The sequence below is a fragment of the Cryobacterium sp. N21 genome (assembly GCF_002929575.1).
Lineage (GTDB): Bacteria > Actinomycetota > Actinomycetes > Actinomycetales > Microbacteriaceae > Cryobacterium > Cryobacterium flavum.
This window is the reverse complement of the sequence record NZ_PJJQ01000032.1, coordinates 42,958-57,230: the sequence shown is the minus strand read 5'-3', so window position 1 is coordinate 57,230 and position 14,273 is coordinate 42,958. Positions and strand designations below refer to the sequence as shown.

The window sequence follows — 14,273 nt, the reverse complement described above, 5'->3', positions numbered from 1 at the left end:
AATAACAATATGGAGTAACTCATGGTCCAGGGGAATGTCATCGATAGTCGACCACTTCGCGAGCGGCAGAAAGCCTTCAGGGTGGTCCGCGCGATCCTGCTGATCGTCGCGAGCTTCACGGTTCTGAGCAACATCACGCAGGCAATTACGATCGCAACCGGGCGCACGCTGGCAGCGTTTGGTGGCGCTGACGGCCGACTGCCCCTGGCCCACCTGCCGCAGCTCTTGAAAGCAGACCTGTACGACGGCGCGAGCGGCACATTGGCTGACGCCGACCTGTCATTGCGCCTCCTGTGCGCCCTTCCGGCGCTCATTCACGCCGCTACGATTGTTCTAGCGACGGTCTTCCTCCTCCGCGTTCTGCGCGGGATAGCGCAGGCACGTCCTTTCGACCCGTTCGTCGTCACGAACTGGCGACGGCTCAGCCTCGCGCTCCTTATCGGCGGGGTGTCACAGGCCCTCGCTGACACCGTCGCGAGCGTCTATGTCGCCTCACGCATCGGGCTCCTGTTCGGAGCCGGATTGGTCTCTACAGAACAGCAGGAACGGTTCCTCGGCGGCGACTATCAAGGGATCAACATCAACTCCCCGCAGTGGCCGGTGTCCATTATTATCGCCGGACTTGTTGCGCTCGCCCTCACCGCCGCGTTCCAGGCCGGCGCGAAACTCGAGAAGGATGTCGACGGAGTTGTCTGAATCGCTCGATGAGACTTCGACCAACCACCGGATCGTCTGCCATTTAGACGCAGTATTAATCAGCAAAGGCATGACGCTCACGGAGCTGTCTTCTCGCACCGGCATCACCATGGCCAACCTCTCGATTCTCAAGAACAACCGGGCGAAGGCCATCCGCTTCACCACGCTCACCCTCGTTTGCGACGCTCTTGCTACAACGCCGCAGGAACTCTTCTCAATCCGTGAGTAGAGGCGGAACTACCGCTCGCGGCATCCCGTCCACACGTCGGCTAGCGTGAAAGCATGAACCCAACGTGGCCAGAAGTTGCCCTTATACTTGTTGCCCTCTTCGCGAGCATCAGCGTGGTCGGCACGTTGAGACGAATTCGGGACGCGACCGAAAAGACCGTCGACCTCCTCGAAAGACTCGGAAGCGGCGTCCTCCCGAAGGCCGATAGGGATTGACCTTTTCGTTAACATCGAAGTTCGCGAGCAGCGGTAGCTAAATCAAGGGCCGCAGGGAGAGAGACGGGCGTCAGGCAGTGACGTCGAGGGCCGCTTGGGGCGCCTGCCCGGTCAGGTAGCTCAAAGCATTGTCGATGGCGACTCCGAATGATTGCGAGTACTCGTCACCGGCGTATTTGGTGGCCAGGAGCTGAAGGTACGCCGGTGAAATCTCCTGACCGGCCAAGAGATATCCCGACTGACGGTCCAAGGCGATTTCGACCGCAAACATGGACACAATCTTTGAGCTGTCATTGACTCGACGTCCGGTCGCTTGATAAACGACCTCGCGATCGGATGCCGTCAACAGAGACATGAGCTTATCGCCCGGCTGCTCTTCGGTGGCGCGAGGGGCAGAAGTTCGGCTCAAGGCGAGCCCAGCGATCGATGGGGCGGAGTTGACGCTCAGTGACATAGAAACTCGCTTCTAATAGAAGTAGTCAATTGGGGATGTGGGTCCCACTGTATCGAGGTGGTTTCGTCTATGTGTGCAGGGACCGCCACTCCTACTGCGCGCGGAGCAACTCCAGAAACTCGTCGGCCATGCCGAGTTGGTCCTGGAGTTTCTGGCGTCGGGCAGCGGTTTCGGTGATGAAGGCGTCCAGTTGCTGCCTGGTTTCGGGGGTGTCGGCATCCGCTTCACCGTTTTGTCGGGCGTCGATGACCGCCAGCAGTGTCGTCATCTCGTCGAGGGTGAAGCCGAGCGGTTTCATGCGACGAATGAGCATCAGCCGAGTGAAATCGTCGGGCGTGTAGAGCCGAAAGCCACCATCGGTGCGAGCGGATGCCTTGAGTAGGCCGACCTCGTCGTAGTGACGGATCGTGCGCAGCGAGAGCCCGGTCTTGTCGGCGAGTTCGCCGATATGCATCGTGACCGCAGGGACTGTCGCGCCTGGTTCCACCGGAAGCCTCTTTCTTTAGGGTCACAATCAACCCTTACGTTAAGGTAGTGTTGCGAAAGTCGGCTGACATTCATCTGTGAGCCCACTCTCCCACCATTGTCCTTGATCGCCCTGCCCGTGTGGGCACGGCCTCAAGGTCCGGTGGAGGTGCGCACTGCGGCGCCCACCCAACTCTTCCCTATCCACTTCGGCCGCATTGTCGGCCCAGCTTCTGGAGGCCTCATGGCCATCGTTCAAAAATCTGCTGCATCCAACCGCTACAAGGCGGAACCCTCGGTGCTCACCGCACTGCGCACGCCGCGCCTGCTCACCCGCGAAGTGCTCGCCGGACTGGTCGTGGCGATGGCGCTGATTCCCGAGGCCATCGCCTTCTCGATCATCGCCGGCGTCGACCCCCGCGTGGGCCTGTTCTCCTCGTTCGTCATGGCCGTCACCATCGCGTTCGTCGGCGGACGCCCGGCCATGATCACCGCCGCAACCGGCGCTGTCGCCCTCGTGATCGCCCCGGTCGCCCGCGACTACGGGATGGAATACTTCGTCGCCACCGTCATCCTCGCCGGGGTGTTCCAAATCGTGCTGAGCCTGGTCGGCGTCGCCAAACTCATGCGGTTCATCCCTCGCAGCGTAATGGTCGGCTTCGTCAATGCCCTCGCCATACTCATATTCACCTCACAGCTCCCCCAGCTGCTCGGCGTTCCGTTCCTGGTGTACCCGCTCGTCGCCGCCGGCCTGATCATCATGATCGTCATGCCACGTATCACCAAGGTCATTCCGGCGCCGCTCGTCGCGATCGTGGTACTCACCGTGGCGACCGTGGTCATCGGCCTCAACGTGCCGACGATCGGCGACCAGGGCGAATTGCCGAAGAGCCTTCCCGAACTGTTCCTCCCAAGCGTTCCGCTCAACTGGGAAACGTTCACCATCATCGCGCCGTTCGCGCTCGGCATGGCGCTGGTGGGAATTCTCGAGTCCCTCATGACGGCGAAGTTCGTCGACGAGATCACCGATACCCACTCCAACAAGACCCGCGAGACCTGGGGCCAGGGCGTCGCCAACGTCATGTCCGGCATCTTCGGCGGCATGGGCGGCTGCGCCATGATCGGCCAGACCATGATCAACGTGAAAGCCTCCGGCGCCCGCACCCGCATCTCCACCTTCCTCGCCGGCATCTTCCTGCTCGTGCTGGTCCTCGGCCTCGGCGACGTGCTCGCCGCAGTTCCCATGGCCGCCCTGGTCGCGGTGATGATAATCGTGTCTTATCTCACGTTCGACTGGCACAGCATCCGTTTCTCAACCCTCAAGCGGATGCCGAAGAGCGAGACCACCGTCATGGTCGCCACGGTCATCGTCATCGTTCTCACTCACAACCTCGCGATCGGCGTGGTCGTCGGGGTCATCGTCGCGATGGTCGCGTTCGCCCGCCGCGTCGCCCACCTCGCCCGGGTGGAACGCACCCTCGAACTCGAACAGCCCGTTCCTACCGCGTATTACACGGTGACCGGAGCGCTGTTCTTCGCCTCCAGCAACGACCTGATGACCCAGTTCGAGTACGCCGACGACCCCGACCGCATCGTCATCGATATGTCGGCCTCGCACATCTGGGATGCCTCGACGGTCGCCACTCTCGACGCCATCACCTACAAGTACGCCCGCCACGACAAGCACGTTGTGATCGAGGGGCTCAACGAGGCCAGCCACGAACTACACGCCCGTCTCGCCGGCAACCTCGGCGGCGCCCACTGACGCCGGCCTCAGTGGACAACTTTGTACGGTTGGGGGCGGCCAACACCCCACAAAAGTGACTATTGAGCGGGCCGGTCCCCCCACACCTGGGCAATAGGGATCTCTTGGTGCAGAATATTCGACGCCGCTCGGTGGCCGGAGCAGAAGGCCGCGGTGACCGTCGCGGGATCGTCCGTCCAGGTTGCCTCACCGGCGAGGTGTAGCACTCCCCCGATGGGCGTCGCGAGGTCGTCGTGGTCCGCCGTCGTGGAGCCGAGCTTCATGTAGGCGTACGAACCGCGAGCGAAAGGATCGTCCTGCCAGGCGGTGATGTGCACACTGGTCGGCTGCTCAACTCGGTCGCCGTACAGCCGCCGCAGCTGCGCGAGAACGGAGTCGACGACCTGTTGTTCCGACCACTCGCGAATCTCTCGGGCCACCGGACCCGCTGCAAAGGTCAACAGTGTCGGTGGTCCGTGCAGGGCCGTGAGGTCGTACCAGGAGTGCCACCGACGCCCTTCGGCCCCTTGCTGCCGGATTGCATAGACTCCCTCGTCCCAGAACTTGGTCGAAAACCGCAGAAAGACCTTCTCGAAGGCGTTCATCGTGAGTCGCCCCAGGGCGTTCGCGTTCGGTTCGGGGAGCGCCGGTTCAATCGTGAAATCCGTCGACTGGAGCACCCCGATCGACACCGTCACGACCGCGGTGCCCGCCGTCACCGTGCCGCCCCCTGTCGTGACAGTGACGCCCTCCGTCGACCAGCGCAGAAGGGTAACGATCTGGTCGAAGCGGATGTCCAGCCCGGCCGCCAAGCGCCCCGGCAGTTGGTCATAGCCGTTTGGAAAGACCACTTCGTCACCGTCGATGACATCGTCATCCAGGCCGTGCGCGGCCAGATCTTCGATCCACGCCCCGTATTGTTCCTCGCTCCGGTGCTGCAAAAACTCGCGCACCCGCTCCCCGCGCTCGAAGCTCCAGCCCTGGCTGGCCAAGGCCGTCTCGGTCGCGTCGCGGTAGGAGGCATCCGCTTTCGAGGCAGCGACCGCCGTGACGAGCGCGGCGTCGACCGCACGCACGTCGTCGGCGAAGGCCAGCGCGGCATCATCAGAGAGTCGCTCGCCGGTCGGACCGTAGTAAGCGATCGGGCGGCTGTCCGGCTGGTATCCCCCGACGGTGAACTCCACGGTCGGCAAGCCGAAAGCCTCTGCCGCTGCCGCGACGGGGTTGTCAGTCACGCCGTGAATCCAGGATGCGCCCAGGTCGGTGACCAGCCCGTCGGTGCGGTCCGTGTACACCCGGCCGCCGACGCGGTCGCGGGCCTCGAGTACGACGACGCTGCGGCCCGCTTTCGCCAGCAGTCGAGCGGCCGTCAGGCCGGCTACGCCGGCGCCGACCACGATGGTGTCTAAATGTTCCATGCCTGACTTTGGCACACTTCTGCCACCGCGACCGTGTCTCAAGTCTGGACGGATACAACAAGGAAGCCCCAGTCTTTCGACTGGGGCTTCCTGGTCACTCAGCGGGAGTTAGTGGCTGCTCAAAGCCGGTTCCTCAAACTGGTTGCTCGTGTTGTTCACGCCGCCAGCCTTGAGGGCTGCGGCACCGGCGAAGTACTCCTTGTGGTTGTCACCGAGGTCTGAACCAGACATGTTCTGGTGCTTGACCGTGGCGATTCCCTCGCGGATTTCGCGACGCTGCACGCCCTTGACGTAGGCGAGCATGCCCTGGTCGGCGAAGTAGCCCTTGGCCAGGTCATCCGTCGAGAGTGCGGCCGTGTGGTACGTCGGCAGGGTGATGAGGTGGTGGAAGATGCCAGCCTCTTTCGAGCTGTCGCGCTGGAAGGTGCGGATCTTCTCGTCGGCGTTCACGGCAAGTTCAGTCTCGTCGTAGTCGACGCTCATGAGCTTGGCGCGGTCGTAAGCGGAGACGTCCTTGCTCTCGGCGAGGAGTGCGTCGTAGGCCTGCTGACGGAAGTTCAGGGTCCAGTTGAACGACGGGCTGTTGTTGTAGACCAGCTTGGCATTCGGGATGGCCTTGCGAACCTCGTTCATCATGCCGGCGATCTGGCCGATGTGCGGCTTCTCAGTCTCGATCCAGAGCAGGTCGGCACCGTTCTGCAGCGACGTGATGCTGTCGAGCACGCAACGAGCCTCGCCGGTTCCGGCACGGAATTGGAACAGATTGCTGGCCAGGCGCTTCGGGCGCAAAAGCTTGCCGCCCCGCTTGATGACGACGTCGCCGTTGCCGAGGTCGGCCTCTGTGATTTCGTCAACATCGAGGAAGGAGTTGTACTGGTCGCCCAAGTCGCCGGGCGTGTACGTCACGGCGAGCTTCTGGGTGAGGCCGGCACCGAGCGAGTCGGTGCGCGAGACGATGATGCCGTTCTCGATGCCGAGCTCGAGGAACGCGTAGCGAACGGCGTTCAGCTTGGCGATGAAGTCTTCGTGAGGAACGGTGACCTTGCCGTCCTGGTGGCCACACTGCTTCTCGTCCGACACCTGGTTCTCGATCTGGATGGCGCAGGCGCCAGCCTCGATCATTTTCTTGGCCAGGAGGTAGGTGGCTTCCGGGTTACCGAAGCCGGCATCGATGTCGGCGATGATCGGCACAACGTGGGTCTCGAAGTTGTCGATCTGCGTCTGGATTTGAGCGGCCTTGGCGTCGTCGCCAACGATGCGGGCGTTGTCGAGGCCGGTGAAGAGCAGGTCGAGCTCGCGGGCGTCAGCCTGGCGGAGGAAGGTGTAGATCTCCTCGACCAGAGCCGGAACGGTCGTCTTCTCGTGCATGGACTGGTCGGGGAGCGGACCGAATTCGCTGCGCAGCGCCGCAACCATCCAGCCGGACAGGTACAGGTAGCGCTTGTTCGTCGTCTTGAGGTGCTTCTTGATCGAGATCATCTTCTGCTGGCCGATGAAACCGTGCCAGACGCCCAATGACTGGGTGTAGACCGAGGAGTCGGCGTCATACTCGCCCATGTCTTTCCGCATGATGTCGGCGGTGTACTGCGCGATCTCGAGGCCGGTCTTGAACCGGTTCTGGGCACGCATGCGGGCGACGGACTCGGGGTCGATGGCGTCCCAGCTGCTGCCGACCTGCTGCTTGAGGGCTTCGATATCCTCGATGTCTTTCTGGTACTCAGTCATGTTCATTCCTTCGACGTATGAGTTGGGCTGAGCCGGGACTGCTGACTCAACTGGCCGGTATCGGCTGCTAAACCCAGATTGGCGCAAGAACAAGCGGTCTTCTCAAGAATGTTCACCAGAATAAACGTGATTCTTCTGCAATTGAAAAGTTTTTCGCCAGGGATCGGCCTATTCCGGCCAGAGGCCGGGTATGACTATAACCAGTCGGCATCGTGCGCACCGATGGCAGGATTCCAGCCCCTCGGCGGTGTCGACGCCGTCGGTGATCATCGTGACGCCGCAGGCAGGACACAGGGGGGCGTCCGCGGGGTCGTCGTTGATCACGAGTACCGCGTGGTTGACGTGGGCGATTTCAGGCCGGCACCGCAGAGGGGCACGACCACCGACTCGGCCGTGAGCAGGCTCTCAGCCGCCGCCCAGGTGCGGCTGGCGGAGTCGAACGTCTGGTCGACGGCGGCGCGCACCGCGGCGAAACACACGGCCGAGGTCGGCTCGACGAAGAGTCCTTCGTCGGCCAGTTCCTGCCGGGCGGCCGCGGTCTGCCGGTCGGTGACGGAGACGATGGTGTCGCCGGTCGCGCGCACGGCCGCGAGAATTTGTCGTCCCCGGGGCGGCGCCGCAATGGCGATGCCCTCCGCGATCGTGGCTGAGCCGTCAAGGGTCACGGGCGAGTCGAGACCCTGTGCCATGGCCTGTTCCAGCGGTGCACAAGCGGATGCCTGCACCGCGACAATCCGCGGCATCCGCTCGGCGAGACCCGCGGCCACCAGCTCGCTGAAGGCGAGGTAACAGCCGAGCAGCATCGTTCCGTTGCCGACTGGAACCACCACGGTCTCGGGTAGGGAGCGCCCGCGCTGCTCCCAGATTTCGTAGCCGTAGGTTTTGACGCCGTGCAGAAAATAGGGGTGGTAGACGTGGCTCGCGTACAAAACGCCGGGTTGCCCGGCAGCCCGCAGGGCCGCCGCGGAGGTGTCGGCGCGCGAACCGGGTACCAGTTCAACCGTGGCGCCGTGGGCGCGCATCTGCGCGAGCTTGCCGGGCGAGGTGGATTCGGGAACGTAGACCGTGCAGTCGATGCCGGCCCGACTGAAGTACGCGGCCATCGCTGTGCCGGCGTTGCCGCTGCTGTCGACCATGGCGCTTTCGACGCGCAACTGTTTGGCGAGGGTCGCGAGCACCACGGCGCCGCGGTCCTTGAACGAGAGCGTCGGCAGCAGAAAGTCCAGCTTGAGCTGCACGTGCGGCAGCGCGCGGGCTGGCACGAGCGGCGACAAGCCCTCCCCCAGGGTGATGGTGGGGTCGGCGGCGATCGGCAGGGCTTCGGCGTAGCGCCAGAGTGAGGGGGCGCGGCCGGGCAGCGCCGCGGCATCCACTGTGGTGTCGAAGGCAACCACGTCGAGCATGCCGCCGCAGCTGCAGAGCCAGATCAGGCTCTCCACCGGGTAGATGGTGCCGCAGTCGGAGCAGACGAGGTCGGGCATCTCTTTAGACTAGCTACCCGTGGTGAATTTCCAGCTGGTCGATGAGACGGGGTTGCCGGCCAGGTCGCGCACGCCCGCGGCAGCGCCGGTGACCGTGACCGTGAAACTGGTCCTGGCCGCGAGCGTGGAGTTGGGGCGCAAAATCGTCGAGGTGCACAGCCCCGCTTCAACCTCAGTTTGCGCGCCAACCGCCACAGAAATCGGATTCAGCCCACGGAACGGGTCCGAGCATGACCGGGTATGGACTCAGCTCTCGGCCGTCAGCGATTGCCCGCGCGCGCCCACAATCGACGAATCTTTAGTGGTCCAAAGCTGACTCTGGCATGCCGCGCTGGTGCGGCCGGTCGGCGCGGGCGACACCCTCATCGCCGCATGCGCTCTCATCAATGATGCGACTGTTGTGCACTACGGCAGCGACTTCGAGTCCGTCTCGAAGGTAATGACCCAGTTTCGACACGAGTGGACCGTGCCACGCAGCACCCTTTGAGGCTTCCCGCTCGTCTGAGCCAATAAATTGTTTCGATAAGGTCAGAGGTAGTGAACCACAAATTGGGGGAATGATGGAATTTGCAGAATTAATAGGGGCATTGGCTCTCAAAGTACGCAACCAGCGCGAAGCAATTCAAACTGAAGAAGCAACCAAGAACGCATTTATCATGCCGTTTATCTCGACGATCCTGGGCTACGACGTGTTCAATCCGTTGGAAGTGGTCCCCGAGTTCACCGCCGATGTCGGCGTAAAAAAGGGCGAAAAAGTCGACTATGCGATTATGCGCGACGGTGAAGTCCAGATCCTTATTGAATGCAAGAAATCTACGGAAGCGTTGAAGATAGAACACGCCTCGCAACTCTTCCGTTACTTCGCGGTCACCAATGCGCGCATCGCCGTTCTCACAAATGGCGAAATTTACCAGTTCTACACGGACTTAGACGCACCCAACCGCATGGATGAAAAGCCGTTTCTGGTTCTCGATTTGATGGACATCGACGAAACGCTGATTCCGGAGCTGCGGAAGCTGACCAAGGACGTCTTCGATCTCGACTCGATCATAAACTCGGCTGAGGAACTCAAATACATAGGTCAGATCAAGCGCACGATCGCAGCTCAGTTCACTGAACCCGAAGACGACTGGATTCGATTCTTCACGACACGAGTCTACGACGGTGCCTTTACGCAGAAAGTCCGCGAGCAATTTACTTCCCTGGTCACAAAGTCTACGAAGCAGTTCCTGAATGATCAGGTTAACGACCGCTTGAAGACCGCCCTAGGCGGGTCGAACTTCTCAGGATCCTCAGCAGCAGAGGGCGATGTCATCAACAGCCACGACATTGTTGAAGTTGATCTCGCCCGTGACACGGAGATTCAGACGACGCTTGAGGAGCTGGAAGGGTATCAAATCGTCAAGGCGATCGCTTGCAGCGAGGTGAAGCCTCAACGAGTGATGCACCGGGACTCCAAATCATATTTCGCTGTGCTTCTCGATGACAATAATCGCAAGCCGGTCGCTCGACTTCATTTCAATGGAAAGAAGCAGAAATACCTCGGTGTCTTCGACGCTGAGAAGGTCGAGACTCGCCACCCTATTGAAAGCCTTGACGAGATCTATCTCTTTGCAAATGACATCCGCGAAACGATTAAGAGCTATCAGGACTAGGCATATTCCCGTCGATCTCGGCATTTTAGGGTGGGACGCATGATGTTTCACCGGTACTGGCCCATTGCGTTGCTGGCGCCCGTACTCGGATTTCTTCTGGGTACCGCCGTGTTAGGCGTGATGACCATGGGCGGTAACCCCCAAGCGCGAGCTGGTCAGACGATCGAAGGCGTCGTACGGTCAGTTCTGGGCTTCGGTTCCGTCGGTCTGGCGGTCAGCATCGCGGCGCTGATCGGCGGCGTCGTTCTGGTCGCCTGCGTCGACCGGCAGCTCGAGAAAACGTCGGGCGCGCGCAGTGCGTGGGCCGCTTTGGGGGCGGCCAGCGGCGTGCTGGTCCTCGGAATCGTGTTCGCCACCGTGGAGGGAGTCATCGGAGAGGGCTGGGCATACCTGATCATCACTTTCACCCTGGTGCTGGCCGCTGCGGCGGGCATCGTGGCAGCGTTTCTGGTGTACCGAATGGAGCGGCGAAGCGAGCGCATCCCGCCGACGCGAGTGGAGCATCCGCTGCCCAGTGCGTGGGTGGAGTTCTAGAAAGTAGGGTGGGCACATGATTATTCGGCGTTACTGGCGCATCGCGGTGTTCGCACCGTTCGTGGGGTTTCTTCTCGCGGCGGTCGTGGCGATCGTCATGACCAATGCCGGCAGCGGGGAAACCGAATTTCGGTTCTGGTTTGTCGTGCGTTCCATGGCGAACTACGGCGTGATCGGCGCGGTCATCGCGGCGGTGGCGCTGCTGGGCGGTCTGGCCACCGTGGCCCTGGTCGATCGGCACCTCACGAAATCGCGGCGGGTGCGCACCTCGGTAGCCGCAGTCGGCGCGACCCTGGGCGTGGTGCTGTTGTCAGTGGTGGTGGCCGGAGTGCTCTCCCTGGTGGACGACGGAGCCTACGCCGGAATCACCATTGCCTTCGGTCTGGTCTTCGGTGTGGCTGCCAGCGTTGTGGCGGCCATCATGGTGTTCTATGCGGAATGGCGCACCCTCTAGGCGGCAGCAAACCGCTTCTGGGAGCGCGCTTTGGCCTTCTCCGCCTCGATTTCACGGTTCTTCGGTGGCGCGGAGATCACCAGATCTTCGAGCAGATGACGGGAAATGTGCGCGATCTCGTGCACCGCGCGGTCGAACGCCTCGGCGTTCGCCTTCGACGGATGCGCCCCGCCGCTGATCTTGCGCACGTATTGCAGCGCGGCCGCGTGCACCTCGTCGTCGGTCGCGGCAGGCTCAAAATTACTCAGGACATGAATGTTTCGGCACATACTTTTAGGGTAATCACGCTTCGCCCAGCCTTCAAGACCCGGGCGTAGGATGCCCCTGCTCGGCTTCGACAGGAGACGTCCCATGCCCGCGCCCCACCTGGCTTCTATCACTGCCCAGCTGCGCGCCGCCGGCTGCGTCTTCGCCGACGAGGAGGCGGCCCTGCTGCTGTCGGTCGCCCAGTCGCCGGGCGATCTCGCCGCCATGGTTGCCCGGCGCGTGGACGGATTGCCGCTCGAGCAGATTCTCGGCTGGGCCGAGTTCTGCGGCCTGCGCATTCTGGTCGATCCGGAAGTATTCGTTCCTCGGCGGCGTACCGAGTTTCTGGTGACGCAGGCCCTCGCGCTCTGCCCGCGCGACGCGCTCGTCGTCGATCTCTGCTGCGGATCCGGCGCCGTGGCTCTCCCCCAGCGGATGCCTGCTCGTTGAAACCGGGCAGCGTCAAGCACCGCGGACCGCCGAGATCTTCACCCGCTTCGGCCTGCTCCCGCGCATCATTCGGAGCGAGGAGCTGGATTCGACCATCGTGATCGGCCTTGCCGTCTAGTGAAATCAGTGTTTTACTGAGTGCACTTGAAGGGACGAGCGCGATGGAGAAGGCCGACAGTACAACCCGCACGGCGGAGCGCGCCCTGACACTGCTGAGCGTGGTCTGCGAGGGCGGTTCGGTCACCCTCGGCGACGCGGCCAAGGCCGCAGACCTGTCGCCGAGCACTGCGTTGCGGTTGCTGCGAACTCTCGAATCGACGTCGTTTGTGCGGCGGGACGATGCCGGACTCTATCGGCCCGGCACGGCCATCGTTCGGCTCGGTGTACTCGCGCTCAGTCAGGAATCGCTCGTCGCCGTGTGCCGAGAACCGATGAACCGCATAGTTGGAGAGACCGCTGAATCCGTGTATCTGAGTGTTGCGGCCGCCGCCGGTCAGGGGCTCTACATTGCCATCGTCGAAGGCACCCACTCGGTGCGACACGCGAACTGGGTCGGCCGTCGCTTTCCCCTGGAGTCGAGCGCTTCGGGCCGCGTGCTCGCCGGTGCGACCGGCGACAGCGGATACTGCGTCGTCAGCGACGGCGTCGAACAGGACGTCACCGCCATAGCCGTACCCATCCGGGTGGGTGAGCGCGTCGTCGGAGCCCTGAGCGTGGTCGTTCCCAGCTACCGAGTCACCCCGTCCAGCATCGAGCACATGGCGCGGGTTCTGCTCACTGAAAGCAGCGCGCTGTACCGCGCCGAAGCATCCGTCTAATTCTGTAATCAAGGGAGATTCACATGACGACCACCCACACCGCACGCCCCGTTCGCGCCGCCCGCGGCACCGAACTGACCGCGAAGAGCTGGCAGACCGAAGGCCCGCTGCGCATGCTCATGAACAACCTCGACCCCGAGGTTGCCGAGCGCCCCGACGACCTCGTCGTCTACGGCGGAACCGGCAAAGCCGCCCGCAACTGGGAGTGCTACGACGCGATCGTGCGTACCCTCGAAACGCTGGAAAAGGACGAAACGCTACTGGTGCAGTCGGGCAAACCGGTCGGCGTGTTTCGCACCCACGAATGGGCGCCGCGGGTGCTGATCGCCAATTCCAACCTCGTCGGCGACTGGGCCACCTGGCCGGAGTTTCGCCGACTCGAGCACCTGGGGCTCACCATGTACGGGCAGATGACCGCTGGATCGTGGATCTACATCGGCACCCAGGGCATTCTGCAGGGTACTTACGAAACCTTCGGCGCCGTGGCCACCAAGAAGTTCAACGGCACCCTGGCGGGCACGCTGACCCTCACCGGCGGGGCCGGCGGCATGGGCGGCGCGCAGCCGCTCGCCGTCACCATGAACGACGGCGTCGTGCTCATTGTCGACGTTGACCCGGCCCGGTTGCAGCGCCGCGTCGATCACGGTTATCTCGACGAAATGACCGACGACATCGACGACGCCATCGCCCGGGTGCTCGCGGCCAAGACCGAACGCCGGGCCCTGTCGGTGGGTCTGGTCGGCAATGCCGCGACCGTGTTCGCCGAATTGCTCGCCCGCAAAGTGCCGATCGATATCGTGACCGACCAGACCAGCGCGCACGACCCGCTCTCCTACCTGCCCGAGGGCGTGACGGTTGAAGAATGGCGCGCCTACGCGGCCGAGAGCCCCGAAGAGTTCACCGTGCGCGCCCGAGCTGCAATGGCCAAGCAGGTGCAGGCCATGGTCGAATTTCAGGATGCCGGCGCCGAAGTCTTCGATTACGGCAACTCCATTCGGGCCGAGGCGCAGCTCGGCGGTTACGCGCGGGCTTTCGAATTTCCGGGATTCGTGCCGGCCTACATCCGCCCGCTGTTCGCCGAGGGCAAGGGGCCGTTCCGTTGGGTGGCGCTCTCCGGCGACCCCGCCGACATCGCGGCCACCGACAAGGCCATCCTCGAACTTTTCCCCGACGACGCCGGGTTGCACCGCTGGATCACCAAGGCCGAAGAGAAGGTGCAGTTCGAAGGCCTGCCGGCCCGCATCTGCTGGCTCGGCTACAAGGAACGTCACCTGGCCGGGCTGAAATTCAACGAGATGGTCGCCTCCGGCGAGCTCAGTGCGCCGATCGTGATCGGTCGCGACCACCTCGACTCCGGATCGGTCGCCTCGCCCTACCGCGAGACCGAGGGTATGAAGGACGGGTCAGACGCGATCGCTGACTGGCCGCTGCTGAACGCGCTGCTCAACACCGCGTCCGGCGCAACCTGGGTGTCGATTCACCACGGTGGCGGCGTGGGAATCGGCCGCAGCATCCATGCCGGGCAGGTCATCGTCGCCGACGGCACCGCGCTGGCCGCCGAGAAGATCGAGCGCGTGCTCACCAACGACCCCGGCACCGGCGTGATGCGTCACGTGGATGCGGGTTACGAACGGGCCGAAGAAGTGGCCCGCGACCGCGGCCTGCGCGTGCCCATGTGGGAAGAGTGAG

At 63.0% G+C, this 14,273-nt stretch carries 17 protein-coding genes; 10 read left to right on the top strand and 7 right to left on the bottom strand.

The window, feature by feature from the left end; genetic code table 11:
* Nucleotides 1-81: 81 nt before the first annotated feature.
* The 3 genes from CXY77_RS08960 to CXY77_RS20130 are packed head-to-tail and all read left to right on the top strand — an operon-like array spanning nt 82 to nt 1,140.
* The gene (locus tag CXY77_RS08960; RefSeq protein ID WP_158252806.1) at nt 82-696 is read left to right on the top strand and encodes a DUF2975 domain-containing protein; all 615 of its coding nucleotides are present in this window, start codon (nt 82-84) and stop codon (nt 694-696) included.
* Nucleotides 689-925, top strand: a complete 237-nt coding sequence (locus CXY77_RS20630) for a helix-turn-helix transcriptional regulator (RefSeq protein WP_255410003.1) — start codon at nt 689-691, stop codon at nt 923-925. The genes CXY77_RS08960 and CXY77_RS20630 overlap by 8 nt, the downstream gene beginning before the upstream one ends.
* Before the next feature lie 53 nt (nt 926-978).
* Nucleotides 979-1,140, top strand: a complete 162-nt coding sequence (locus tag CXY77_RS20130) for a hypothetical protein (RefSeq protein ID WP_158252805.1) — start codon at nt 979-981, stop codon at nt 1,138-1,140.
* A 70-nt stretch (nt 1,141-1,210) separates the two neighbouring features.
* Here CXY77_RS20130 and CXY77_RS19915 read toward each other — a convergent pair whose 3' ends face one another.
* Complete coding sequence (locus tag CXY77_RS19915; RefSeq protein WP_140425499.1) at nt 1,211-1,411, bottom strand: hypothetical protein; 201 nt, start codon at nt 1,409-1,411, stop codon at nt 1,211-1,213.
* 274 nt (nt 1,412-1,685) lie between these two features.
* Nucleotides 1,686-2,048: a MerR family transcriptional regulator gene (locus CXY77_RS08945; RefSeq protein WP_092340845.1), complete on the bottom strand. Its 363-nt coding sequence runs from the start codon at nt 2,046-2,048 to the stop codon at nt 1,686-1,688.
* Nucleotides 2,049-2,303: 255 nt separating this feature from the next.
* On the opposite strand from CXY77_RS08945, the gene CXY77_RS08940 reads away from it, so the two are divergent.
* Nucleotides 2,304-3,824 (top strand): SulP family inorganic anion transporter, encoded by a 1,521-nt coding sequence (locus CXY77_RS08940; RefSeq protein WP_104129962.1) that lies wholly within the window; start codon nt 2,304-2,306, stop codon nt 3,822-3,824.
* Nucleotides 3,825-3,883: 59 nt separating this feature from the next.
* Here the strand turns inward: CXY77_RS08940 and CXY77_RS08935 are convergent, their stop codons facing one another.
* The 4 genes from CXY77_RS08935 to CXY77_RS08920 form a co-directional block, all read right to left on the bottom strand.
* The gene (locus tag CXY77_RS08935; RefSeq protein WP_104088684.1) at nt 3,884-5,221 is read right to left on the bottom strand and encodes an NAD(P)/FAD-dependent oxidoreductase; all 1,338 of its coding nucleotides are present in this window, start codon (nt 5,219-5,221) and stop codon (nt 3,884-3,886) included.
* A gap of 108 nt (nt 5,222-5,329) precedes the next feature.
* On the bottom strand, nt 5,330-6,946 hold the full coding sequence (locus tag CXY77_RS08930) for an isocitrate lyase (RefSeq protein ID WP_104130029.1): 1,617 nt from the start codon (nt 6,944-6,946) through the stop codon (nt 5,330-5,332).
* A gap of 320 nt (nt 6,947-7,266) precedes the next feature.
* Nucleotides 7,267-8,427, bottom strand: coding sequence for a threonine synthase (locus CXY77_RS08925; RefSeq protein ID WP_104088682.1), 1,161 nt, complete (start codon nt 8,425-8,427; stop codon nt 7,267-7,269).
* A 9-nt stretch (nt 8,428-8,436) separates the two neighbouring features.
* Complete coding sequence (locus tag CXY77_RS08920) at nt 8,437-8,622, bottom strand: Ig-like domain-containing protein (RefSeq protein WP_233197325.1); 186 nt, start codon at nt 8,620-8,622, stop codon at nt 8,437-8,439.
* A 365-nt stretch (nt 8,623-8,987) separates the two neighbouring features.
* On the opposite strand from CXY77_RS08920, the gene CXY77_RS08915 reads away from it, so the two are divergent.
* Genes CXY77_RS08915 through CXY77_RS08905 form a run of 3 tightly spaced genes read left to right on the top strand, consistent with a single transcriptional unit; the run spans nt 8,988 to nt 11,070 of the window.
* The gene (locus tag CXY77_RS08915; RefSeq protein ID WP_104088890.1) at nt 8,988-10,082 is read left to right on the top strand and encodes a type I restriction endonuclease; all 1,095 of its coding nucleotides are present in this window, start codon (nt 8,988-8,990) and stop codon (nt 10,080-10,082) included.
* A 39-nt stretch (nt 10,083-10,121) separates the two neighbouring features.
* Entirely contained in the window at nt 10,122-10,616 is a 495-nt protein-coding gene (locus CXY77_RS08910; RefSeq protein ID WP_104129961.1) for a hypothetical protein, read from the top strand.
* A gap of 16 nt (nt 10,617-10,632) precedes the next feature.
* A complete protein-coding gene (locus CXY77_RS08905) occupies nt 10,633-11,070 on the top strand; it encodes a hypothetical protein (protein ID WP_104088677.1) in 438 nt (145 codons plus the stop codon).
* Here CXY77_RS08905 and CXY77_RS08900 read toward each other — a convergent pair.
* Nucleotides 11,067-11,339: a DUF2277 domain-containing protein gene (locus CXY77_RS08900; protein WP_104088676.1), complete on the bottom strand. Its 273-nt coding sequence runs from the start codon at nt 11,337-11,339 to the stop codon at nt 11,067-11,069. The two genes, CXY77_RS08905 and CXY77_RS08900, sit on opposite strands and share 4 nt — an antisense overlap.
* Nucleotides 11,340-11,421: 82 nt before the next feature.
* Here CXY77_RS08900 and CXY77_RS08895 point away from each other — a divergent pair, with 82 nt between their 5' ends.
* From CXY77_RS08895 to hutU, 3 genes are all read left to right on the top strand, one after another.
* A complete protein-coding gene (locus CXY77_RS08895; protein WP_369827264.1) occupies nt 11,422-11,766 on the top strand; it encodes a hypothetical protein in 345 nt (114 codons plus the stop codon).
* Nucleotides 11,767-11,927: 161 nt separating this feature from the next.
* Nucleotides 11,928-12,584 carry an IclR family transcriptional regulator gene (locus tag CXY77_RS08890; protein WP_092340836.1) on the top strand — a complete coding sequence of 219 codons (657 nt, stop codon included), beginning with the start codon at nt 11,928-11,930 and terminating at the stop codon, nt 12,582-12,584.
* Between the two features lie 23 nt (nt 12,585-12,607).
* Nucleotides 12,608-14,272 carry a urocanate hydratase gene (hutU, locus tag CXY77_RS08885; protein WP_104088674.1) on the top strand — a complete coding sequence of 555 codons (1,665 nt, stop codon included), beginning with the start codon at nt 12,608-12,610 and terminating at the stop codon, nt 14,270-14,272.
* Nucleotide 14,273 lies beyond the last annotated feature (1 nt).